Raw genomic sequence first — 24,190 nt, 5'->3', positions numbered from 1 at the left:
TTTTCTTCCTATCCAAATTTACCAGAGACATAGTCTTCTGTTTCTTTCTTAGCTGGGTTCAAGAACATTTCATTGGTATCATTGTACTCGATCAAATCCCCATCCAAGAAAAAGGCAGTTTTATCGGAAATCCGACTTGCTTGTTGCATGGACCGTGTCACCAAGAGCATGGTGTAGCGGTCTTTTAGTCCATACAAGGTTTCTTCAATTTTCCCAGCTGAAATTGGGTCCAGCGCTGAAGTTGGTTCATCCAAAAGAATAATCTTTGGACTGGTCGCAAGGACCCGCGCCACACAGACCCGCTGCTGCTGACCACCGGAAAGCCCAATAGCTGAATCATACAGGCGATCCTTGACTTCATCCCAGATGGACGCGCGTTTCAAAGAGGTTTCAACTGCTTCATCCAAGACAGCCTTGTCCTTGACACCATTAATCATCAATCCATAGGTCACATTATCATAAATGGACATAGGGAAAGGATTGGGCTGTTGGAAGACCATTCCGATTTCCTTACGCAATTCGACCGTATCGGTCCGTGGTCCGTAGATATTATGTCCATTGTAGAGGATAGTTCCTGTAGTGGTGACCTCATGGTTGAGGTCGCCCATGCGGTTAATGGCTTTTAAAAGGGTAGATTTCCCTGATCCTGAAGGACCAATCAAGGCTGTAATCTCCTTTGGAGCAAAGTCCAAGGAGACGCTATTTAGAGCCTTCTTTTTATTGTAATAAACCGACAAGTCCTTGACTTGCAAAATTGGTTCTGTCATTCTATTTTCCTTTTTGTTGTCATTTTACTTTATCCAAAGTGACCAGATACATAATCGTTGGTCGATTGCAATTTCGCATTTTGGAAAATATTCGAAGTCTTATCGTACTCGATGAGGTTTCCAAGATAGAAGAAACCGGTATAATCGCTAGCACGGGCTGCTTGTTGCATGCTGTGGGTCACGATGACAATGGTATAATCCTTCTTCAACTCAAGCATGGTTTCTTCTAATTGCGCTGTCGCGATCGGATCAAGCGCTGAAGCAGGCTCATCCATGAGTAAGATATCTGGTTTCACAGAGATAGCCCGCGCGATACAGAGCCGTTGCTGTTGGCCACCTGAAAGTGTCAAGGCTGATTTATGAAGGTCATCCTTGACCTGATCCCATAGGGCTGCCTGTTTCAAAGAAGTTTCGACCAATTCGTCTAAGATCTTCTTGTCTTTGACTCCAGCGCGTTCATGCGGGAAGATGATGTTTTTATAAATCGATTTGGCAAAAGGATTGGGCCGTTGGAAAACCATCCCAATGTGCTTGCGCATTTCATAAACATTGATATCTGGACGATTGACATCGATTCCTTCATACCAAATTTCACCCGTTACACGCGCAATATCGATGGTATCATTCATCCGGTTCAAACTACGGAGGTAGGTTGATTTCCCAGATCCTGAAGGACCGATCAAGGCTGTAATCTTATTCTTTTCAAACTGCATGTCAACGCCTTTAATGGACTCGTTTGTTCCATAATAGACATGCAAATCTTTGGTCGATAGGACCACCTTTTCTTCAGGAAAAGTAATGATGTGTCTCTCATCCCAATTGTATTTTGACATTTCTTCTCCTTTAAGCAGATGTTAGTTTTTTATGGAGGTAACTTCCGAGTTTGCGTGCTCCAAAGTTAAAGATCAAGATAAAGATCAAAAGAACTGCGGCAGAACCGGCTGAGACTTCGATCGAGTCTGGAATAGTTCCTTCACTGTTGACCTTCCAGATATGGACGGCCAAGGTTTCAGCCTGACGGAAAATCGAAATTGGACTGGTTACACTAAAGATATTCCAGTTTGACCAATCAAGGGCTGGAGCCGATTGACCTGCAGTATAGATCAAGGCAGCGGCTTCCCCAAAGATCCGTCCAGAGGCCAAGACGACCCCGGTGATAATACTTGGAAGAGCTTCTGGTACCACGACATGGATCACAGTTTCCCAGCGAGACAAGCCCAGAGCTAGACCTGCTTCGCGCTGCGTATGGTGGACGTGCTGCAAGCTATCTTCGATATTGCGGGTCATCTGTGGCAGGTTAAAGACAGTCAAGGCCAAGGCCCCTGAAATGATCGAAAATCCGTATTTGAACTGGACAACGAAGACCAGGTAACCAAAGAGACCTACAACGACAGATGGCAAAGAAGACAAGATCTCAATACAGGTCCGAACCAAATTGGTCAAGCGACCTTTTTTAGCGTACTCAGAGAGGTAAATCCCAGCTCCAAGAGAAAGTGGGAAGGAAATCACCAAGGTAATGACCAAGAGGAAGAAGGAATTATACAATTGAATTCCGATCCCTCCTCCTGCTTGGTAAGAAGAAGATTTCCCAGTCAAGAAGTGCCAAGATACATGGGGCAAGCCACGGACCAAGATATAAAGGATCAATGAGGCAAGAATCGCAACGATGATCCCTGAAATAGCATACAGCACTCCTGTCGCAATTTTATCCATTCGTTTAGCGTGCATAGTTCTTCTTACCTCTTTCTTTCGTAATCAGTTTAATCACACTGTTAAAGGCAAGACTCATGAGGAGCAATACCAAGGCGAGTGACCAAAGAACATTGTTATTGACCGTACCCATGACGGTATTTCCGATTCCCATGGTCAAAATAGAGGTGAGGGTGGAAGCTGGTGTAGTGAGCGAGGTTGGTACCACTGCCGAGTTTCCGACCACCATCTGGATAGCCAAGGCTTCCCCGAAGGCACGCGCCATACCAAAGACAACCGCTGTAAAGATTCCTGAGCGGGCTGCCTTGAGCGTGACATGCCAAATCGTTTGCCAGCGTGTCGCACCCATGGCCATACTAGCTTCCCGGTAATGACGGGGCACAGCTCGGAGGCTATCGGTCGTCATAAAGGTGACAGTTGGCAGGATCATAACAAAGAGGACAAAAACCCCTGAGAGGATCCCAAAACCAGTCCCTCCAAAGAGACTACGGGTGAAAGGGACAACGACTTGAAGACCAATGAATCCATAAACAACTGAAGGAATCCCCACTAGGAGCTCAATGGCTGGTTGCAAGAAACGAGCTCCTTTAGGAGAGACTTCTGTCATGAAAACTGCTGCACCAATGGCAAACGGCGTTGCCAAGAGGGCAGAAAGCAAGGTTACAATAAAGGAACCTAGAATCATTGGTAGGGCTCCGAATTCCTTTGCAGCAGGATTCCAAGTACTCCCAAATAGAAAACTAAAGATATTGACTTTATTGACAAAGAAAGTCGATAAACCTTTTTGGGCCACGAAAATCAAAATCATGGCAACGACGACAACAATCAAACTCATACATAAAAAAGTAATGGTTTTCCCAAATTTTTCTAGGCGGGAGTTTTTTGATTTCGTCAGCATTTTTTTTGCTACTTCGTTCATTTTTTACCTAATTCTTTTATTTTTTTGTCACATTCCCTTTTAAATCACGGGTGACTTTCATATCATTGATTGGGATATAGCCCATCTTACCAACAACCTTTTGCTGGATCTCATCGGTCATCATGTAGTCAATGAATTTTTTAGACAACTCATTGGGTTTTCCTTTGGTATACATGTGTTCATAAGACCAGATTGGCCAGTTATTGTTGACAACATTGGCTTTGGTTGGTTGATAGCCATTAAGCTTCATGGTTTTGACACTGCTATCCAAGTAGGTAAAGGCTAGATAAGAGATGGCTCCTGGCGTTTGAGAAACGATGTTTTTCACCATTCCATTAGAGTCTTGCTCTTGGGCCTGCTTGGGTTGTTTGCCATCCATGATAATGGCATCAAAGACAGCACGGCTACCAGAACCAACTGCACGGTTCACAATCGTGATTTCAAGATCTGGGCCTCCCAATTGCTTCCAATTGGTATATTCACCCGTAAAGATCTTTCGCAATTGCTCCGTTGTCAAATTGTCGATTGAGATATTTTTATTGGCAATGATGGCTGTTCCTGCTACGGCTACCTGATGGTCGACCAGACTAGAGGCATCGATCCCAGATTTTTCCTCTGCAAAGAGGTCACTATTTCCGATGTCCACAGCGCCTGATTGAACTTGTGAAAGTCCTGTACCAGAACCTCCTCCTTGTACATTCACAATCTTACCAGGATGTTCTTCAATGTAGCGATCTACTACTCCTTCAACCAAGGGTTGTAAGGCAGTCGATCCGACAGCAGTGATGGATTCTCCGCGATTGATCCAAGAAGCACAAGCAGATAAACTTCCTGCTAATACGATCGTTGCTAGTCCTAGGATCAGCTTTTTAGACTTTTTCAAATCATGTCTCCTTGATATTTCACTATTTCACTTATGATTTTGACAAGTTTTTTTCAAAAAAACCTGTACTTCCACTATATCATAGAACAAGTTCTTTGCCCAGCATTTTACCTAAAACGAAGCCCCTTTGGATAGAAATTTTTCAGGGTCTGTCCGGTCACTTTGGCAAAGCCCAAACCATTGCCTTCAACCAGGACCTGGTACCATCCATTTGGATGCGTTTCCTTCAATTGAACTGTCTCTCCCGCAACATAATGAACAAAGTCCTCAGGAGTGATCGAAACGGTCTCTTTGACCTCACTCGGTTTCAGAGCAAGACCTAGGGCAAAACTAGGTTCAAATCGATTTTTCTTGAAGGTCCCTAGGTGCAAACCATTTCGGGCGATTTTTACTTTGCGCAAATCTGGTAAACCAAGTGGAACCAAGTAGAGTTCGTCCCCAAAGGTTTCGAGGATTCCTTCTAGAGTAATCTTCAAGTGTTTTTTAGCAAACTCCTGCCACCATTTCTTTTGCTCCGCAGATAATTGGTCCTTTTTGGAAGGGATTTTGGCAGGACGATTCTCTCCTAGATAACGGAACTTAGCAACAAATTGTCCCTCCCCTTTAAAGAGATGTGGATACATGCGCGCCGTTTCTGGAAAGTCGATGCCTTCTGCCATACCATTGATCTTCTCGATCGTTTCCAGCTCCAGATCATAGTTTTCCAAAAGCCAGGATACGATCTCTTCATTTTCCTCAGGAGCCCAGGTACAGGTTGAATAAACCAAGGAACCACCTGGAACCAACATCTTGAGAGCATCCTCTAGAATCTCTCTTTGAAGGAGACTGCATTCTCGAGGATAATCGACAGACCAATAGTCCATGGCATCTGGTTGCTTACGGAACATCCCCTCACCTGAACACGGGGCGTCTAGTACAATCAGATCAAAAAAGCCTGAGAAAACTTTGGCCAGACGATCGGCAGACTCATTGGTTACTAGCACATTTCGCGCACCAAAGCGTTCTACATTCTCTACAAGAATTTTCGAGCGGCCCTTGTGGATCTCATTGGAGACCAAGAGTCCCTGATTGTCCAAATAAGACAAGAGCTGGGTAGTCTTGCCACCAGGAGCTGCGGCCAAGTCTAAGACCTTCATCCCTGGCTTCGGCTGAGCGACTTGGGCCACTATCTGTGCAGCTGGCTCTTGCGAATAGACCAAACCCGTTGCGTGCTCGATGGATTTTCCTGAGACCTTTCCATAATGTCCCCAAGGAGTATTGGGAATCGGATCATCAAATGCTTTTTGAGCTTCTTTCAAAGGATTAGTCCGAAAGGCCGATACTGCTTCTTGTTCAAAGGTCGCAAAAAAAGCAGCAGCATCCTCACCTAGAAGATGCTGGTATTTTTCTTTAAAACCATTGGGAAAATTCATTTAACTTCTCCCTTTCTTAAGATAGGTTTGAATTTCTGTTAACTTCACTTTTGGAACCATCATAATGGGTTCCACTGACTGGTAATTAGGTTTATCTCCATTTAGATTTAAAACGGTATAGCCCAACTGTTCCCCCATGATCGCAGCTGCGGCATAATCCCAAGGCCAGATGTAGCTAAAATAAGCTAGAATCCCACCTGAGAGAATTTTTGAAAAACTAATACCGGCACTTCCGTAGACCCGAATGCCCAGGGAATCCATACCAAGATCTGCCATGCCCCAGTCATTTTTCTCAAGCATACCGACATTTGAAGCAATCAAAAAGTTTTCCAGAGGTTGGTCCACAAAGGGTGTCAGTTCAACCTCATTGCGATAAACAGGGAATTCTCCACCCCCGTAAAAAAGGTGATCCCGCATCACATCGTAGATCAGGCCAAACTGACCAATTCCGTCTTCAAAATAGGCCACCATCACCGCAAAATCTTCCTTTTGGGTCACAAAATTATTGGTCCCATCAATTGGATCAATCACCCAAACAGATCCTTCTGAAATCGGTGAACGAAGGCCATCTTCCTCCGCAAAAATCCGATCTTCTGGGTAGCGATGTGTGATTTTATCGACCAAATCCTTTTGAACCTGTTGGTCCATCTGGGTTACTAAATCTGTCGGCCCTGTCTTCTTTGAGATCATCAAGTCATCATGGAGATGAAGACGCAAGTAGTCTCCAGCCTCTAAAACGATTTGTTTGGCAAACTCTAATTTATTCTTCAAGAGAAAACCATCCTTCCTCTTTTTGCTTTGCAGCCTGGGTCGCACGATAGAGAGAATAACCGCTCACTTCTTCGAACTCCCGTCCAAGACGCTTTTCTTCTCCGATACTAGGCACGACCTTCTTAAAAGCGCGGTAGGCTTCCATGTATTCTTTGGCCTCTACCTTACTTTCATAGGCTTCTTCAACTTTATTGAAAAAAGAAAGCACTGAAGCAAGCTCTTCAGTGCTCCACGATAAGTCCAGTGGGTAACTATAATTTTTTTGCATTCGACATACTTCTTAGTTTATTTCTGCTCTTAGAGTGGCAGAGCGTAACTCTTGTTTGCGATAACTCCGTGGCAAGAAGGCCCGAATTTCGTCTTCGTTAAAGCCAATCTGCATGCGTTTGTTATCTAAAATAATCGGTCTCCGCAAGAGACTTGGATTTTCCTCAATCAGATGGATCAAGGCTGAGATGGATAAATCTTCAACATCAACATCCAATTTTTGAAAAATTTTTGAACGAGTTGAAATAATGTCGTCTGTTCCGTTTTCGGTCAAGGCCAATATACTTGTCAACTCCTGTTTGCTCAAAGGACTTGTCATAATATTGTGTTCTTTAAATGGAACATCGTGCTTTTTTAACCAAGCCCGAGCTTTTCGACATGATGTACAACTCGGCGATAAAAATAATGTAATCATGTGGTTCACTTCTTTTTTTATATATAACTATCTGACTCTATTATACAAAAAAAATAGGTGCTTGAAAAGCGCTTTTTTGATTTCTCGACGATTTTTCTGAATTTCAGTGGAAAAAAGAAATCCCTTTCATTTTTCCCAAGAAGAGGCCCGAAAAAAGAGAGTGGGACAGAAATCGGTAATTCGTTAGAATTCGATTTCGTCGTCCCACCTCCGCACAGTTGAGTAGGGCTGTGAAAGCTGATGAAATCAGCGTAGTAGAGCCCACTCAACCACTGCGTTTTGCTCGACAATCCAAAAACAATTGAGAGGCTAGGACTTTTGTCCCAGCCTCTTGGTCCAGTTTCGTGAAACTGCTTCATCTTCTTCTAGTTGCGCCACTAGTTGATCGATCCCATCGAATTTGACCATTTCTCGAATCTTATCTAACCAATGAATGGTCAGGGTATGACCGTAGATATCTCCTGTAAAATCAAAGAGATTGACTTCGAAACGAAGCTCTTTCCCATCAAAGGTGACATTTTTCCCGACAGAAGCCATCCCACGGTAGGTCTGCCCTTTAAAATCGACATTGACTACATAAACGCCATCTGATGGGAGATAGGTCCGATCAATCGGTGCTAGATTAGCGGTAGGATAGCCAATGGTACGGCCACGTGCATCTCCGTGCACGACGATTCCCCGACTGGATAAAGGGTGACCAAGTAGACGGGCAGCTTCTTTGACGCGTCCTTCTAGGATAGCTTGACGAATGCGGGTTGAACTAATCTTTTCCCCCTGATCCAATACAGGAGAAATGACTTCCACTTGACCATCAAAATAAGCAGCTAAGTCAGAGGCCGTTTTCTTATCAGAGCCAAAACTATAATCAAATCCAGCAATTAAAACTCGGGCTCTCAAGGCTTTGACAAATTGATCGACAAATTCTTTGGCGGTTTTAGAAGCAAAATCGGTCGTAAAATCAATGAGGAAGAGCTCATCCACACCTAGTTCGTTTAATTTTTGGAACCGATCCTCAGGACTCTGCAAATGAAGCAGTAATTCTGGTTGGTAGCGAACAAAGGCTAACTTAGGAGATTCAGGAAAGGTTAACAAAGCGACCTTCAAGCCTTTTTCATCCGCGATCTGACGCGCCTTTTTAAAGAGTTCTTGATGCCCCAGATGCAGGCCATCAAAGTAGCCCAGAACCAAAACTGTCTCATTCTCCAAATGGATCTGGTTAGCAGTAGTTATCGTACGAATATTCATGAATTTATTGTAACACACTTTCTGTTAGAAAGACTTTTCGAGGTTTGTAAAGTTCTTCTCTTTTTTCTAAAATGGCTACCAATTTTCCTTGGTAAAAAGCAGCTAACTCTTTGGAGTCACTCTCAACTGGAATAAAGCGTCCCACTTGGACTTCGCCAACCTCTTCTACTGTCAGCTCTACTTTTTCCAGATCCCCGGTGCCAATCTCAAGTGGGTGAAGGAAGCTCAAATCTCCTTGTGCTACTTTTTCAGCCACTTCTTCTAAGGTCAGGGCATCTTCCAGTGACAAACCGGCAGCACTGGTCCGTGTCAGATGAGACATATGGGCTGCGTAGCCCAGTTTTTGACCCAAATCCACCGACAAGGTCCGGATATAGGTGCCCTTGCTGCATTTAACCCGGAAACGAAAACGGGCTAGAATTTCTTCATAGCTAATCTCACTGGTGCGCGTAAAGTCATAAATGGTTACCTGCCGGACAGGCCGTTCCACTTCTTCTCCTGCCCGCGCATATTCATAGAGCTTACGTCCATTGACTTTGACCGCTGAATACATAGGTGGTACTTGCTCGATTTCTCCCACCATTTGGGCAATCATGCGATCGACCTCTGCTGCATCTAAAGAGGCTTCCACTGGAGTCCGCTCTACGACTTCCCCACTGGCATCCTCCGTCGTGGTAGAAAATCCCAGAGTGATTTCTCCCTCGTAGACCTTGCCTTCATCTTGCATAAATTCCACCATCCGAGTCGCCTTTCCAACTGCAATCGGAAGCACTCCCACCACATCTGGATCCAGCGTTCCCCCATGGCCGATCTTCTTAGTTCCTAAGATTTTTCGCAGTTTAAAGACCACATCATGTGAGGTCATGCCTGCTTCTTTTTTTACATTGATAATTCCGTCCATCTGATTTGCTCTTTCTAACTCTTGTGTGACCATCCGGGCCACCGACCCTTTATTATACCATGAAACAAGACTTCTTGTCCCTCTTTCCCCCTTCCCATGAACCCCAAAAAATCCCGTAGCAGATTTCAGACTTTTTAAAATGGGTTTGATACAATAGAAAGCGAAAGAAGGTGTAACATATGTTAATGTATGATGTTATTGTGATTGGATTTGGTAAAGCTGGTAAAACACTCGCAGCGAAATTATCAAGCCAAGGAAAAAAAGTTGCTCTGATTGAAAAGAGCAAGTCTATGTATGGTGGTACTTGTATCAATATCGCTTGTATTCCAACCAAGACCTTGATTGTTGCAGCAGAAAAAGGCTTGGATTTTGAACAAGCCATGAATGAGAAAAATGCTGTCACCACTCGTCTCAACGGAAAGAACTATGCAACTATTGCTGGAACCGGTGTAGACATCATCGATGCGACAGCTCGTTTCGTTTCTAACAAGGTCATCGAAATTCAAGCTGGAGATGAGAAGGAAGAATTGACAGCTGAAACCATTATTATTAATACTGGTGCTGTGCCAACTATTCTTCCAATCCCAGGTTTGGCTGAAAGTAAATTTGCCGTGGATTCAACCGGTATTCAACGTTTGGAAAACCTACCTAAACGCCTGGGTGTCCTTGGCGGTGGACCAATTGGATTGGAATTTGCTCATCTCTATAATACCTTGGGCAGCCAAGTAACGGTGCTGGATGCTTCTGAAACATTCTTGCCACGAATCGAGCCAAGCATTGCAGCTCTTGCAAAAAGCTACCTTGAAGAAGACGGTATTCAATTCTTGCAAGGCGTTCATACCCAAGAAATCAAAGATGGTGACCATAGCTTAACGGTTGTCACGGATAAGGGAGACTTCGAGTTTGATATCCTTCTCTACGCAACAGGACGGAAGCCAAACACAGCTGGACTTGGTCTTGAAAATACAGACATTCAAGTCACTGATCGTGGAGCGATCCAAGTCAACCGTCATTTGGAAACCAGCGTCCCTGGTGTCTTTGCAGTTGGGGATGTCAATGGTGGTCCTCAATTCACCTACATGTCACTCGATGACTTCCGCATTGTCTTCAACTACCTTACAGGCGATGGTAGCTACAATCTCGAAACTCGTAGAAATTATGCGACAACACTCTTTATTGCTCCTCCACTTGCCCAAGTCGGCTTGACCGAGCAAGAAGCACGCGACAAAGGGCTTCCAGTTGCTGTTAAAGAATTGCCAGTTGCTGCCATGCCTCGCGGACATGTCAATGCAGACCTCCGAGGTGCTTTCAAAGCCGTGGTCAACCCAGAAACCAAAGAAATTCTCGGAGCGACCCTCTTTGGGGAAGCTGCAGGCGAACTCATCAACCTGATCACCATGGTCATGGACAACAAGATCCCTTATACTTACATCGCAAAACAAATCTTTACCCACCCAACCATGGCAGAAAACCTAAACGATCTCTTTGCGATTTAACTAACATAAAAAAGCTGGAAAATATTCCAGCGTTTTTTAGTTTAAGAATTCACAGACGGCCTCTTGAAATGCTTTATTTTCTTCATAAAGAGCATGCCCAGAATGCTTAAGAATAAGGAGCTGACAGCTCGAAATCGCTTTTGCTAGTTCCTTAGATCCGTCCACACCAATCACATCATCTTCAAGCGCACCAAGAACCAAAGTCGGACATTGAATTTCTTTTAAGACCTCAAGGCTATCATGAGTAAGGCAAGACTGAGACTGAATGGCAATTCGTTTCTCATCTTTGATTCGTCCCAAGCAACCCATAATATTATAAAGCAACCGCCACTTTTGATAACTCTTTTGCGTATAGGAATGCTTTGCAATATCCAGCATGAGATGCTTAAAATTTCCAGATTGACTAAGTTTTTGCCAATGCTCAATTCGTTCTCTAGCAAGTTGACTAGGTTTTGCAGTGGTCACGGCTAAAATGAGCTTTTGAACCTTTTCAGGGAAATCCGCCACCAACCATTGGGCAATCATTCCACCTTGTGAAATCCCCATAACATAAGCGGTATCTAGGTTTAGTGTCTCCATTGCTTCTGCTACATCTGCTGCCATATCCCGCGTCGTATAGCCCTGTCTCAACTCATTGATTCGAGAAAAAACATAGATCTTATATCGCTTAGCAAGTAGACGATACGAGAGAGAAAAGAGTTGTGCCTTTCCTTTAACGGTCTGTAACCCATCCCCCAAGCCTGGTATGATCACTAATGGCTGTTTACCTTTACCAAATGTTACATAGTCCTTGCTCTTTTCGTTAAAATATAAGGTTTTCACTTTTGTTGAAGACATTACTTCGTTCCCTCTACTATTTTTTCATGATTTATTTAGGTTGAGTTTTTAAATGCAAGGCAAAGCCAGCAGTCACTTTTTCAAATCCAACTGCCTGATAAAACTGATGTGCAGCATTTCGTTCAGCGGTTAATCCACTATTTAGAGCCAGTGCCTCAACTCCTTCTTTTACCGCTTGTTTTTTCAATTCATCGATTAGCCTACTAGCAATTCCTTGTCGTCTTGTTTCTTTTGCAACTGACAAAGCTAAAATACGATAGTAAGATCCATCTGCTTCAAAAAAGAAGAGCTTTGCATAACCTAAGAAACCTAAAATTTCTCCGTTTCTTTCAGCTAAAAGACAGCCATAATGCGGCTGAGAAAGAATCATTTCTAAACGTCGAGACAGCTTAGAAGCGGTCGTTGGATAGCCCAAGTCTTCGTATAGAGACAGTAGGGCTTCAGCATCTTTCATGGTTGCTTTTCGTATCTGCATAGGATTCTCCTATTCTTCCTTCAAGGCATCAAACTTAGCCTTCATGGTTGGATTTTTCCGTGTCAATTTTTTAACGGAAACATCATCCAACTTGTTGTTAGCAAGACGAAGTTGATTTTCTGATGTAGTCAAGAACTTCTTAACTTCTTCCATCCGTTTAATAGCCTTGTCAATTTCATCGATGGCCTTACCGAAGTTGACGGAAGCTGAGTTGTAGTTCTTAGCAAAGGCAACTTTGAAAGCATCCAGGTCTTCTTCAAAGTGGGTGATGTCGATATTTTGTTCACGAACAAGCGCCAATTCCTGCTTGTATTTGAGGGAATTGAGGGCCGCATTACGCAGGAGCCCAATGATCTGGATAAAGAACTGAGGACGCACCACATACATCTTCTCATACTCGTGGCTAACATCGACAATCCCTGTGTTGAAGTAGTCATTATCTGCCTCAAGCATGGTCACCAAAACCGCATATTCACAGTTCTTTTCTCGACGGTCCTTGTCCAATTCCTTGTAGAAATCCGCATTCTTATGCTTCTTCTCGGTCCCGTCGGCTTCATTCTTCATCTCAAACATGATGGAGATAATCTCCACTCCATTTTCATCACACTCGCGGAAGATAAAGTCACCTTTAGACCCACGTGCAGAGACCTTGTTGTCCTTTTCAAAATAGGCATTTGGGAAGGCAAAACTGCGAACCTTGTTGAATTCACTTTCCGCATACTGCTCCAGACTTTCACCGATAGCTTTTGTAGATTGTTGGGCCTTGAAATTCTTGTAGAACTCGACCTGTTCATTGGCCGCCTTTAGCTGGGCTTCATAATTTTGTTTAACAGAAGCTAGGGACAGTTCATTTTCCTTCTCTTGAAGGAGCAATTGGTTTTGTACCTGATCACGCTCCTTCTCCAAATTAGAAAGCGTCTTTTGCAGTTGGTTCTCATGCTCCAAGCGCAAGGTGGCCAATTGATTTTCCAGCGCTTGCACTTCTTTTTCTTTCTCTAGCAAGCTTTGGCTAGCGGTTTGCTCCACCTCTTTTTTAGCCAATTCTTTTTCAGTATCAAACTGTTGAATCTGGTTTTGTAACTGGGCAATTTCTTGATCCTTCTTGGCTAACTTCTCTTGTTGCTCATTAAGGGCCTTTTGCTCAGCCAAAGCCAACTCTTGCCGAATTCGCTCATGAATTTCCTTGTCAAACTCTGCTGTCCGTACCTGTGACAAGAGTTCGCTGTATTGACTTTCATTGACTGTAAAGACTTCCCCACAGTTGGGGCACTTGATTTCGTTCATAGCATGCCTCTTTCTCTATTCTTAGTATATTATATCATGCCACTTGGAAAATCAAAACCAGCAAGCTAAGCTTGCTGGTTTCAACTGAATATTCATTTCTCTATAGAGACTTTCCTTAGGTGAGGATGGACGGTAGCGACTCCCTTTGGGATTCCATACCTTAGATTTGAGTCTTACGTCTCAAATCTACCGAGCACCAGAAACTAATGCGTTTCTGATGCTTTCCTCACGGCGAAAGGTCTCAATCTATTTTGCACTAGTTCCAAAATATTTTTTTCAATAGTCTCATTCAGTAATAATTTTAGATTTCTGAAAAGATGTTGCTTATTTATAATCTGAAACAGTGGACTTAGCTTACTGGTCTCCACTTATTTCTTTTCAATCGGAGCGACACTGGCTAAGAGTTTCTTGAGACCCACTTCTGGGAAGTTGATCTTGAGCTCTTGGGTACTGCCACTACCAGAGACTTCTAGGACAGTCCCTTCGCCCCACTTCTTGTGAATGGCAATATCACCAATGGCCCAAGCGACACTTTCTTTGGCGCTAGAACGGTTGCTATTGCCAAAGGGGAGGCTTGATGACGTGAGGGCACTTGGAGCTGCTTGTCTCTTGCGCTCTTGAAGGGCTTGTGACAGGCTCATTCCTTTTCCAAAGGTCGTTCCGCCTCCATTGCTATAAGAAGCCTTAAAGCTAGTGTTGGCTGGACGGGCTAATCCTTGATAGGTCAATAAATCCGAGCTAATTTCATTGATGAAACGCGTCGGACGGTTGTAGCTGGTCCGTCCAAAGAGCAAACGAGAGTTGGCATTGGTCAAGAAGAGAACCTTCTCTGCCCGCGTGATTCCTACATATGCTAGGCGACGCTCTTCTTCCAATTCATCCGGATCCTCAGCTGCTCGACTAAGAGGAAAGACATTTTCTTCCATCCCAATCAGGAAGACGACTGGAAACTCCAATCCTTTAGCCGCATGTAGAGTCATCAAGGTCACTTCTGAGGTTTCTTGGGCCCCATCGTCTGTATCGGCTATCAAAGCCAAATCGTTTAAGAAACGACTCAAGGTTTCCACACCTGATTCGTCTTCGAGGGTCTCTCCATTTTCATCAAAATTCTTAGTAACAGACAGAAACTCTTGGATATTCTCGATGCGGGCCTGACTTTCTAAATTCCCCTGATTGGTTAGGGCCGTCATGTAACCTGTCTTGTCAAGGACCTCTTCGACCAACTCTGTAATGGTCAGCTGGTCCAATCTTTCTCTCAAATCAAGAATGAGATTGGCAAAGTCCCAGATGGCTTGAGCAGCCTTTCCTTTGATACCAGAGAGCATGATATTGGCTGAAGCATCCAGGAGTGAGGACTCTTGCATTTGGGCAAAGTCACGAATCTTATCCACTGTACCTGGCCCGATTCCCCGCTTGGGTTCATTGATAATGCGCTCAAAACTGATATTGTCACTGAGGTTAGCAATCAAGTTCAGATAAGCAATGACATCCCGAATTTCCTTCCGGCTGTAGAACTTGGTGCCCCCTACCATGGTATAGGGAATGTTGGACTTGAGCAGCGCTTCTTCAATGGTCCGTGACTGGGCATTGGTCCGGTAGAGAACAGCAAAATCACGGTGTTTGTAGCCAGCTTCACGACTGAGCTCTTCAATCGTTTTAGCAACAAAGACTGCTTCATCCTGCTCGTCATTAGCCCGGTAATAGACAATCTCTTCCCCGTCAGCATTTTGGGTCCAAAGATTCTTAGGACGACGATTTTTATTGTTTTTGATGACATCATTGGCTGCTTGCAGGATAGTTTTAGTGGAACGATAATTTTCCTCTAACAAAACGACCTTGGCATCAGGATAATCCTTCTCAAAGTCCAGGATATTCTGCATATCTGCTCCCCGCCAACCATAAATAGACTGGTCCGCATCCCCAACAACACAGATATTTTTAAAGCGAGAAGCCAAGAGTTTGACCAATTGGTATTGAGCATGGTTGGTATCTTGGTACTCATCCACATGGATGTATTGGAACTTCTGCTGGTAGTAGGTCAGCACATCTGGATGCTGATCAAAAAGACGCAAGGTCAGCATAATCAAATCATCAAAGTCTACTGCTTCTGACTGACGGAGTTCCTTTTGGTAAGCCTCATAGCACTTGGCGACAATCTGGGTATACATATCTCCAGCCTGGGCAGCATAGGCCACTTCATCAATCAAGTCATTTTTGGCATTGGAAATGGTCCCCAAGATGGTCCGTTCATTCCATTTCTTAGGATCCAAGTTCAAGGACTTCAAAATCCGCTTCATCAAGGTCCGTTGCTCACCTGGGTCGACAATGGTAAAGTTGCGATTGTAGCCAATATGATCCGCATCTCGACGGAGGATACGCACACACATGGAGTGGAAGGTGGCAATCAAGCAATCTTGAGTCGCTGGGTTTAACTGATAGGCCCTCTCCTTCATCTCCCGAGCGGCTTTATTGGTAAAGGTAATGGCCAAAATATTCCAAGGATTGACCATTTTTTCATCGATCAAGTAAGCGATCCGGTGGGTCAGGACACGTGTCTTACCAGAACCAGCTCCAGCCATGATCAAAAGGGGGCCTTCTGTCGTTTGGACCGCCTCTGCCTGGCGATCATTCATACCATTCAATAAAGGATTCATCTCATACTCCTCATTCATTCAATCGTTCTATTATACCACATTTTCGCCCTTTCTCCTTTTGGAAACAGTTGGCATCATTTGAATTTTGCACTCAAAAAGGCTATAATAAAGGCTTAAGAAGAACGAATATTTCCTCATCAACAACGATCCAAGTTTTTCGCTTAGGAGGAAATCTACAGAAGTCTGGAGGAGTTATCAGTGAATCAATCACAAAGTAATTTAAAACTAGCCGAACGTGGAGCCCTGATCAGTATTGTCGCCTACCTGATTCTTTCCGCAGCTAAATTAGCAACAGGACATCTCCTTCACTCCTCCAGTTTGGTCGCGGATGGTTTTAATAACTTATCCGATATTATCAGTAACGTCGCCCTTCTCATCGGCATTCGCATGGCCAGCCAGCCAGCTGACCGCGACCACCGATTTGGTCATTGGAAGATTGAAGATCTAGCTAGCCTGGTAACTTCCATCATCATGTTTTATGTGGGCTTCGATGTCCTACGAGATACCGTTCAGAAAATCCTCAGTAGGGAAACCACTGTCATTGATCCTTTAGGGGCCATTGTCGGAGTTGGATCAGCCCTTGTCATGTTTGCGGTCTATCTTTATAACCGGACTTTAGCTAAGAAAGCTCAATCCAAGGCCCTCAAGGCAGCTGCCAAAGACAACCTGTCTGACGTGGTCACTTCTTTAGGAACCTCTGTTGCGATTGGAGCTAGTGCTCTTAACTATCCGATTGTGGACCAATTAGTGGCCATCGTTATTACCTTCTTTATCCTAAAAACTGCCTACGACATTTTCATTGAATCCTCCTTCAGCCTCTCCGATGGTTTTGATGAAAGTCTCCTGGATAAATACAAGGCGGCTATTCTGGAATTGCCAAAGGTCAGCCGGGTCAAATCCCAACGGGGACGGACTTACGGAAGCAACATTTACCTAGATGTCGTCATCGAAATGAATCCAGACCTCTCTGTTTATGAGAGCCATGCTATTACCGAAGAGGTCGAGCGCCTTCTCAAGGAACAGTTTGGCGTCTTTGATATCGATGTCCATGTGGAGCCAAGTTCTATCCCTGAAGATGAGATTCTGGACAATGTCCTTCTCAAATTAAAGACCTATGAGGAACGCTTGCAGGCTCAGCAGGAATACCAAACCCTCCTAGCAGACAACTTCACCCTCATCAATGAGTATGGCCAAGAAAGCCACAAAGAGGACCTGGTCCGTTTGCAGGAAGAACATCAAATTCCCTTTAAGAATTTCGAAATTGAATCTATCAGTCAAAAGACCAAATTGATTCGCTATGAGTTAAATGACCAGATCCATACCAGTCTCTGGCGGCGTCATGAACACTGGCAAAAGGTCTTTCACCAAATTACCAGTAAACAGAAAAAATAGAACCCTCTACCTCAATCTAACCAGAATAAAAAGCTACTGCAATTCTTTTTTGCAGTAGTTTTTTTGTAAGAAAAAATAGCCTTTCGGCTATTCTTCCACTTTTATAAATCCAAATTTATTGAGGGGATAGAGACGCAGATTCACGACTCCTTCGATCTGATTTTTATGGATATAACCAAACTCACGGCTATCTTCTGTATCTCCACGGTTATCATTTAAGACTAGATAAGTATCGGATGGTACACGACCAGCCTTGGTCCCTTTTAACTCTGATAAGAAGAAATCATCCGTATAATACCCATTACTCGTTGGAGCCGCCAAGTGTTTATTCAGCATTTTATTTAGGTAAGGTTCTGGTGTTGCCTGTCCATTCAAATAGAGGACGTCATCTACGTAGCTGACTTCATCGTTTTCTTTGGCAATGACACGTCCAAGGTATTCTTTTCCACCGACCTTGTATAAGACCAAATCACTGCGATCTACCTGAGCATTTCTAGTCGCTACCACAAGATCTCCAGTTTTCACAGAAGCATTGGCCATTTTATCATTGATACTAAATGGATGAAATACAAAAATTCGAAGCAAAATCAGTGCCAAAACCAGTACACCGACAATGATGACATTTCTAATTAAATCTCTCCTTGGCATGTATGTCTCCCTTCCTTTTTATTTATTATACCATGTTTTTGATCTTTAAAAAAGAGAAAGTAAGCATTAGTGAGAATTCTTATCAACACAAACCAGAAGAAAAAGAAAAACCTCGCGGTCAATCCTTTCAGATCAACCAACAAGGCTTTCAGATATAATTGTCTATTAACGTACTGTACGGATACGCATTGTGTTTGTACGAACAGCTTCACCAAGTGGCACACCTGCAACGATAACAATATCATCACCAGATTGTACAAGACCAGCTTCAACTGCTTTACGTTCAGCAATTTCAAACATGTCATCGGTTGATGATGGAGCTTCTGTCAACATTGGGATAACACCCCAGTTCAACATCAATCCACGTTCTGTCAATTCGTCAAATGTCAATGCCAAAATATCAGCATTTGGACGGTATTTAGAAATCAAACGTGCTGTGTGACCAGTCTTAGTAAGAGTTACAACCAATTTGATGTCCATTGAGTTTGTAGCATCTTTAACAGCTGAAGCCATAACTTCTGTCTTAGAGTTACGTTCAAATGAATCTGAGTTCAAACGTCCATATTCTTTAAGAAGAGTTTGAGCGTTCTTGTCAATTGTAGCCATTGTTGTAACTGACTCAAGTGGGTATTTACCGTTTGCAGATTCACCTGAAAGCATTGTAGCATCAGTACCATCGATAACAGCGTTGAAAACGTCAGATACTTCAGAACGAGTTGCACGTGGTTTTTCAGTCATTGTTTCAAGCATGTTTGTTGCAGTGATAACAACTTTACCAGCAGCATTCACTTTAGTGATAATCATTTTTTGGTAAACTGGAACCATTTCAAATGGTACTTCGATACCCATGTCACCACGAGCAATCATAATACCGTCTGCAGCTTCAATGATTTCATCTAAATTATCGATACCTTGTTGGTTTTCGATCTTCGCAAACAATTGAACGTGACCGTTACCAGTTTCTTCACAAATTGCACGAACTTCATTTACGTCTTTTGCAGTACGTACGAATGAGATCGCGATGAAGTTGATACCTTGTTCCAAACCGAAGCGGATATCGTCGTTATCGCGTTCAGCAAGTGCTGGGAAAGGAATCTTAGTGTTAGGGATGTTGACACCTTTTTGTTTAGCGATGATACCATCATTTTCAACTTCAACGACAAATTCACGTTTTGCAGCGTCTTTTTCTACAACACGAAGACCCAATTTACCATCGTCAACCAATACTTGGTGTCCAACTTCAACGTCATCGAAGATGTCAAGTCCACCAGCAACGTTCAATGCGATAACATCACGAGTTGATTTGATGCCTTGTTTTGTAGCAACGCGGATACGTTCACCAGTTTTGTATGAATACTCTTTAGCTTCACCTTCAAACAATTCAGTACGGATTTCAGGACCTTTTGTATCAAGAAGGAAACCAACTTTTTTACCAGCGATTTCTTCTGCACGTTTAACAGTTGCCATACGTTCACCTTGTTCTTGGTGGTCACCGTGTGAGAAGTTGAAACGGAAAGTGTTAGCGCCAGCTTCGATCAATTTAGCAATGTTTTGTGCTGAAGCTTCAACGTCAAGGTTTTCAGCCCAGTATCCATCTTCACCAAATTTTTTACCACCACGGATTTCTACCGCAGGACCCAAAGTTGCAACGATTTTTACACGTTTGTTCATGATATATATGACTCCTTTTTAAATATATCTGTCTTTTTAAGACAAGGTTAACGAATTTATGAAATAAAATTAAATTGAAGACAAGCTACGGTTCAACTCGGCAAGACCAAGATCAGCTTTATGTGGATTGTTTACCACAATCTTACCATCTTCTGTCAAGCTAAAGAGGGCTCCTTCTTCTGCGTTACCAAGGATTGGATTTTCCACCATTTTTTCATTGCGGATACCAACGGCTACACCACCGATTCCTTGTTTCAACAATTTAACTGCGTGTGCTCCCATACGTGATGCAAGAACACGGTCACGCGCTGTAGGTGAACCACCACGTTGGATGTGGCCAAGCTCAGTCACACGAAGGTCACTTTCATCACCAGCTTCTTTCAACGCTTTACCAAATTCATCTGCAGACATCACGCCTTCAGCCAAGATGATGATGTTGTGGGTACGACCTTTTGCGTAACCTTCTTTGATGCTCTCAACAACTTCTTCGATCTTGAATCCTTCTTCAGGAATGATGATTTCATCTGCTCCAGATGCAATCCCTGCCCAAAGAGCGATATCTCCAGCATTACGTCCCATCACTTCAATTACGAAAGTACGGTGGTGACTAGATGAAGTATCACGGATCTTATCGATCGCGTCCATTGCAGTTGTGACTGCCGTATCAAAACCAATTGTAAAGTCAGTTCCGACGATATCGTTGTCGATCGTACCAGGAAGACCAACAGCTGGGAATCCAAGCTCAGTCAAGCGCATCGCACCATGGTAAGAACCATCTCCACCAATAACGACAACACCTTCGATCCCGTGTTTCTTCAATTGCTCGATCCCTTTTAATTGACCTTCGCGTTGTGCGAATTCAGGGTAACGAGCTGAATGAAGGAAGGTACCACCACGGGAAATAATATCTCCAACAGATGAGGCGTCAAGCGGCTGAATTTTACCAGCAACCATTCCCGCATATCCATCATAGATACCGAAAACTTCCATTCCTTCTGAAATTGCTTGACGAACAACTGCACGGATAGCAGCGTTCATGCCAGGGGCATCTCCACCACTAGTTAAAACAGCAATACGTTTCATTTCGTTGTTTGCTCCTTTTTTTCTTTTACATTCTACGTAATTATAACACAAAGAAGACTAAAATTCTCGTATTTTTCGCAGTTTTTACCGATAAATCGTTTTCATAACGAGATTCTTTAATTCATCTTCCAATTCTTTGTTTTTCTGGACTGTATAGCCCTTCAATTGAAGAGTTTTTTTCTCGTCTTCATAGCGTAATATCACAGGATATGGGCCCGGATATTTTTTCAAGATAGAAAGAATTGTTTTATCCTGACGATGATCGAGCAACTGGATCCAGAACTTTTCATTGGTTGCAAGTTGCACCTCTGCTAGAATCATCTGCAAGCGCCCATCACGCTCTTGTATCTTCCCTGTCAAGTAATAAAAGCCACCTTCTTTTATCAAAGAGGAAAATCGATTGTAGGTTTCAGGGAAAAGGGTCACATCCAATTTTTTCTTGGTATCACTGACTTGTAAGAAAGCCATGAGATCACCCGACTTGGTTCGAATCGTTCGAATGTTTTGTATCTCAATGAGAATGCGTGCCTGCTCTCCTTGAACTAATTGAGAAATTGGTTGGATCTCGTAGGGACTCATTTGCCCAATCGCAACCAATGGGTGAGTACTGAGCCCGACGCCAATAATGGCCTCTTCCTTCTCATATTTTTCAGCCTGGCTAAAGTCCTCCGTTTCTGTCCAGGAATAGTTAGAATCCGCAAACAAACTGCCTAGCTCATCAGCAAAGACAAACAAATTCGGCAAATTGTGAAGCACCTTGCGCCTATTTTTTTCAAAAATGTCAAACAATCCAAGCTCCACTAAAGGTGTTAACAAAGGCAATTTATGATACTGATTGGGTAGTCGTAAAATAAAATCTTCGACACTTTCAAAGGGACGATTGTCAATGATCCAATATGCTAAATCTCTTGGGAGTCCCTTGATATTTTTCATTCCCAAGTAGATTTTCCGATCCTGGAACTTATCTCTGTAAGGGATGGTGTTGATGGATAATGGCGCGACTTTAAAATCAAACTGGAGAGCATCTGTCAGATAATCGCTACTCGAATAATTGAGCATGACATCAAAGAAAACATCTGGATAATGGACCTTGAAATAGGCCATCTGAAAGGCCAAGGCAGAATAGGCATAGGCATGAGAACGGTTAAACCCATAGCCTGCGAATTTTTCCATGATCGCAAAGACCTCTTTGGCTTTTTCTTCCGTATGCCCAAGTTTAAGAGCACCTGCGACAAAATCGGCTTCCATCTTGTGCATTTCAGCCACATTTTTTTTGCCCATAGCCCGACGTAAGATATCGGCTTTCCCTAGGCTAAAACCTGCAAAACGCTGGGCAACCTGCATGACCTGCTCTTGGTAGAGCATGATCCCATATGTGGGCCGTAAGATTGCTTCAATAGCTGGATCTAAAATCTCAACTTTTTCCTGGCCGTGCTTTCTTTTGACGAAATTGTCAATGTAATCACTAGCGCCTGGACGATTGAGAGAGGTGGTCGCTACCACTTCTTCGAAATGATTGGGTCTCACTCGTCTCAAGAGGCGAATGGCTCCAGCCTGTTCAAATTGGAAAATCCCCTTGGTATCCCCAGCAGCAAACAAGGCCAAGGTTTCTGGATCTTCTAAATCAATGGCTTCAATCACGATCTCTTCTTGGTACTTTTCATAGACGGCTTCCTTCATTTTCTGAACAAAGGTTAAATTTCGCAGACCCAAAAAGTCCATCTTTAACAGACCATTGGCTTCAACCGCATGGGCATCATACTGGGTGACAAACATGTCTTCTCCATACTTGAGAGGAATGTGATCCGTCAAATCCTGGTCACTCATCACAACCCCAGCCGCGTGGATCGAGGTTTGTCTAGGTTGGCCTTCTATTATTTTGGCAATTTCAAAGCCACGTTCAAATTCTGCTCGGCTATGAATCACTTGTCGAAAAGCTAGATTCTGTTCATAAGCTGTCGTCAGTGTATCCCTAAACCCAATCCGCTTGGTAATGGAGGTCAATTCATACTCTGGTACCCCAAAACGTTTGAAGACATCTCGAATGGCTTGTTTGGCCCCAAAGGTTGAAAAGGTCACGATTTGAGCTGCATGGTAACTCCCGTAACGGTCTCGCACATAGCGGATAAATTCTGGACGATAGATATCAGGAATATCAATATCAATATCCGGCATGGTGTAGCGCTCCACATTTAAAAAGCGCTCAAATAGGAGGTTCTTCTCCACAGGATCAATCCCTGTAATCCCTAGGGAATAGGCTACCAGTGAGCCTACAGCAGACCCACGTCCCATTCCCATATAATAGCCTTGACTCCGTCCGAAACGAAGAAGGTCCCAGACAATCAAGAAATAATCATCAAAGCCCATCTGGTGAATAATGTCTAATTCATGCTCCAGACGTTCTTGATAGACCGGACTGGTCAAGTTCTTTCGAAGGAGACCCGCTTGAGCTAATTCTCTCAGTTCCTCAACAGCTGGTTTCTGAGGATTGAAGCGAGGCAATTTCAACTGGGTGTCAATATCATATTGAATCCCTTGGACTAGTTTTTCCAGATTTGTGATGGCTTGAGGAAATCGCTCTGCAAAATCATTCTTTAAATCCTGAGGAGTTTTTAGGACTGTTGTCGGATCAATTGGTCCTGTTTCCGTCAAGCTTTGATTGTCCTTGATGGCTGCCAGCATCTGCATGGCTTCCACATCCCCAGCCTCAAAAAATCGAACGGTATGAAGAGGGAGCACAGGGTGGCTAAACTCTTGGACCGGCGTATCCGCAAAAACTCCGATGAAGTAATCTAGATCAAGAGGCAGGTCTCTGCTAGCAAAAGGAGCTGGGACAATGACTGCTACTCCTTCTGTTAGGTGCTTCACATCCTCCCAATTGCTCTTCCCCATCATTTTAACAGTTGATATCTTCATCAGATTTTGGTAGCCCTTAGTAGACAAAGCCAGCATCCGAAACGGAATCATTTCATTATCTAGTTTTAGTTCAACCTCCAAACCAACTAAAGGGGTGATATTATGCGACTGACAGACTTCGATTAATTCATAAGCACCATACAAATTATCTACATCCATGATTCCCAATGCGTTATAACCCATGCTTTTAGCCACTTGTACATAGTCTTTTATGGTCACAAGACTTTCCATAAAGGTATAGACTGATTTGGTATCTAGCTGTGCAATCACTTTTCTCTCCTCCCTCACTAGTCTATTTCGAGGACTCATTTTTGAACAAAAAAACACCACTGCTACACAATGATGTCTCAACAACGGAAGACATGGGATTCGAACCCACGCACGCTTTTACACGCCTACCGCGTTTCCAACACGGCCTCTTAAGCCTCTTGAGTAATCTTCCAT

At 43.5% G+C, this 24,190-nt stretch carries 21 protein-coding genes and 1 tRNA gene; 2 read left to right on the top strand and 20 right to left on the bottom strand.

What is annotated here, in order from left to right:
* Positions 1 to 8: 8 nt before the first annotated feature.
* The 11 genes from pstB (RIN70_RS04245) to truB all read right to left on the bottom strand — a co-directional run bounded on the left by pstB (RIN70_RS04245) (position 9) and on the right by truB (position 9,290).
* Positions 9 to 767: a phosphate ABC transporter ATP-binding protein PstB gene (gene pstB / locus RIN70_RS04245; RefSeq protein WP_061591385.1), complete on the bottom strand. Its 759-nt coding sequence runs from the start codon at positions 765 to 767 to the stop codon at positions 9 to 11.
* A 29-nt stretch (positions 768 to 796) separates the two neighbouring features.
* Positions 797 to 1,600, bottom strand: a complete 804-nt coding sequence (gene pstB, locus RIN70_RS04240; RefSeq protein ID WP_195623090.1) for a phosphate ABC transporter ATP-binding protein PstB — start codon at positions 1,598 to 1,600, stop codon at positions 797 to 799.
* A 10-nt stretch (positions 1,601 to 1,610) separates the two neighbouring features.
* A complete protein-coding gene (gene pstA, locus RIN70_RS04235) occupies positions 1,611 to 2,495 on the bottom strand; it encodes a phosphate ABC transporter permease PstA (protein ID WP_003006597.1) in 885 nt (294 codons plus the stop codon).
* Complete coding sequence (gene pstC / locus RIN70_RS04230) at positions 2,485 to 3,396, bottom strand: phosphate ABC transporter permease subunit PstC (protein WP_003003307.1); 912 nt, start codon at positions 3,394 to 3,396, stop codon at positions 2,485 to 2,487. Before pstC ends, pstA begins: the two co-directional genes overlap by 11 nt.
* A gap of 16 nt (positions 3,397 to 3,412) precedes the next feature.
* A complete protein-coding gene (locus RIN70_RS04225) occupies positions 3,413 to 4,279 on the bottom strand; it encodes a phosphate ABC transporter substrate-binding protein PstS family protein (protein ID WP_003006593.1) in 867 nt (288 codons plus the stop codon).
* A gap of 107 nt (positions 4,280 to 4,386) precedes the next feature.
* Positions 4,387 to 5,691, bottom strand: a complete 1,305-nt coding sequence (locus tag RIN70_RS04220; RefSeq protein WP_195623091.1) for an RsmF rRNA methyltransferase first C-terminal domain-containing protein — start codon at positions 5,689 to 5,691, stop codon at positions 4,387 to 4,389.
* Entirely contained in the window at positions 5,692 to 6,462 is a 771-nt protein-coding gene (locus RIN70_RS04215) for an inositol monophosphatase family protein (protein WP_125826259.1), read from the bottom strand.
* Positions 6,452 to 6,730 (bottom strand): UPF0223 family protein, encoded by a 279-nt coding sequence (locus tag RIN70_RS04210; RefSeq protein ID WP_003003480.1) that lies wholly within the window; start codon positions 6,728 to 6,730, stop codon positions 6,452 to 6,454. Before RIN70_RS04210 ends, RIN70_RS04215 begins: the two co-directional genes overlap by 11 nt.
* A 12-nt stretch (positions 6,731 to 6,742) precedes the next feature.
* The gene (locus tag RIN70_RS04205) at positions 6,743 to 7,144 is read right to left on the bottom strand and encodes a Spx/MgsR family RNA polymerase-binding regulatory protein (protein ID WP_009732658.1); all 402 of its coding nucleotides are present in this window, start codon (positions 7,142 to 7,144) and stop codon (positions 6,743 to 6,745) included.
* A gap of 309 nt (positions 7,145 to 7,453) precedes the next feature.
* Positions 7,454 to 8,389 (bottom strand): bifunctional riboflavin kinase/FAD synthetase, encoded by a 936-nt coding sequence (locus RIN70_RS04200; RefSeq protein ID WP_125826258.1) that lies wholly within the window; start codon positions 8,387 to 8,389, stop codon positions 7,454 to 7,456.
* A gap of 4 nt (positions 8,390 to 8,393) precedes the next feature.
* A complete protein-coding gene (gene truB, locus RIN70_RS04195) occupies positions 8,394 to 9,290 on the bottom strand; it encodes a tRNA pseudouridine(55) synthase TruB (RefSeq protein ID WP_195623092.1) in 897 nt (298 codons plus the stop codon).
* A 179-nt stretch (positions 9,291 to 9,469) separates the two neighbouring features.
* Between truB and RIN70_RS04190 the strand changes: the two genes are divergently transcribed.
* A complete protein-coding gene (locus RIN70_RS04190) occupies positions 9,470 to 10,786 on the top strand; it encodes an FAD-containing oxidoreductase (protein WP_313790708.1) in 1,317 nt (438 codons plus the stop codon).
* Positions 10,787 to 10,822: 36 nt separating this feature from the next.
* On the opposite strand, the gene RIN70_RS04185 is transcribed toward RIN70_RS04190, so the two are convergent.
* The 4 genes from RIN70_RS04185 to pcrA all read right to left on the bottom strand — a co-directional run bounded on the left by RIN70_RS04185 (position 10,823) and on the right by pcrA (position 16,036).
* Positions 10,823 to 11,623, bottom strand: coding sequence for an alpha/beta fold hydrolase (locus RIN70_RS04185; protein WP_195623094.1), 801 nt, complete (start codon positions 11,621 to 11,623; stop codon positions 10,823 to 10,825).
* A 31-nt stretch (positions 11,624 to 11,654) separates the two neighbouring features.
* A complete protein-coding gene (locus tag RIN70_RS04180; protein WP_118095669.1) occupies positions 11,655 to 12,098 on the bottom strand; it encodes a GNAT family N-acetyltransferase in 444 nt (147 codons plus the stop codon).
* Positions 12,099 to 12,107: 9 nt separating this feature from the next.
* Positions 12,108 to 13,382 carry a DUF2130 domain-containing protein gene (locus RIN70_RS04175; protein WP_048789667.1) on the bottom strand — a complete coding sequence of 425 codons (1,275 nt, stop codon included), beginning with the start codon at positions 13,380 to 13,382 and terminating at the stop codon, positions 12,108 to 12,110.
* 368 nt (positions 13,383 to 13,750) lie between these two features.
* Positions 13,751 to 16,036, bottom strand: coding sequence for a DNA helicase PcrA (gene pcrA, locus RIN70_RS04170; protein ID WP_195623095.1), 2,286 nt, complete (start codon positions 16,034 to 16,036; stop codon positions 13,751 to 13,753).
* A gap of 198 nt (positions 16,037 to 16,234) precedes the next feature.
* Between pcrA and RIN70_RS04165 the strand changes: the two genes are divergently transcribed.
* The gene (locus RIN70_RS04165; protein ID WP_313790707.1) at positions 16,235 to 17,428 is read left to right on the top strand and encodes a cation diffusion facilitator family transporter; all 1,194 of its coding nucleotides are present in this window, start codon (positions 16,235 to 16,237) and stop codon (positions 17,426 to 17,428) included.
* 87 nt (positions 17,429 to 17,515) lie between these two features.
* Here RIN70_RS04165 and lepB read toward each other — a convergent pair whose 3' ends face one another.
* The 5 genes from lepB to RIN70_RS04140 all read right to left on the bottom strand — a co-directional run bounded on the left by lepB (position 17,516) and on the right by RIN70_RS04140 (position 24,188).
* Positions 17,516 to 18,076 (bottom strand): signal peptidase I, encoded by a 561-nt coding sequence (gene lepB, locus RIN70_RS04160; RefSeq protein ID WP_003006560.1) that lies wholly within the window; start codon positions 18,074 to 18,076, stop codon positions 17,516 to 17,518.
* Between the two features lie 165 nt (positions 18,077 to 18,241).
* Entirely contained in the window at positions 18,242 to 19,747 is a 1,506-nt protein-coding gene (gene pyk / locus RIN70_RS04155; protein WP_070589328.1) for a pyruvate kinase, read from the bottom strand.
* A gap of 69 nt (positions 19,748 to 19,816) precedes the next feature.
* Positions 19,817 to 20,830: a 6-phosphofructokinase gene (gene pfkA / locus RIN70_RS04150; protein ID WP_118397106.1), complete on the bottom strand. Its 1,014-nt coding sequence runs from the start codon at positions 20,828 to 20,830 to the stop codon at positions 19,817 to 19,819.
* Positions 20,831 to 20,914: 84 nt separating this feature from the next.
* Complete coding sequence (locus RIN70_RS04145; protein ID WP_313790705.1) at positions 20,915 to 24,016, bottom strand: DNA polymerase III subunit alpha; 3,102 nt, start codon at positions 24,014 to 24,016, stop codon at positions 20,915 to 20,917.
* 84 nt (positions 24,017 to 24,100) lie between these two features.
* Positions 24,101 to 24,188: transfer RNA gene (locus RIN70_RS04140), tRNA-Ser, on the bottom strand.
* Positions 24,189 to 24,190 lie beyond the last annotated feature (2 nt).

It is taken from the genome of Streptococcus parasanguinis (genome assembly GCF_032163505.1).
GTDB classification, from domain to species: Bacteria; Bacillota; Bacilli; order Lactobacillales; family Streptococcaceae; genus Streptococcus; species Streptococcus parasanguinis_V.
This window is presented reverse-complemented; position numbering and strand designations above follow the sequence as displayed.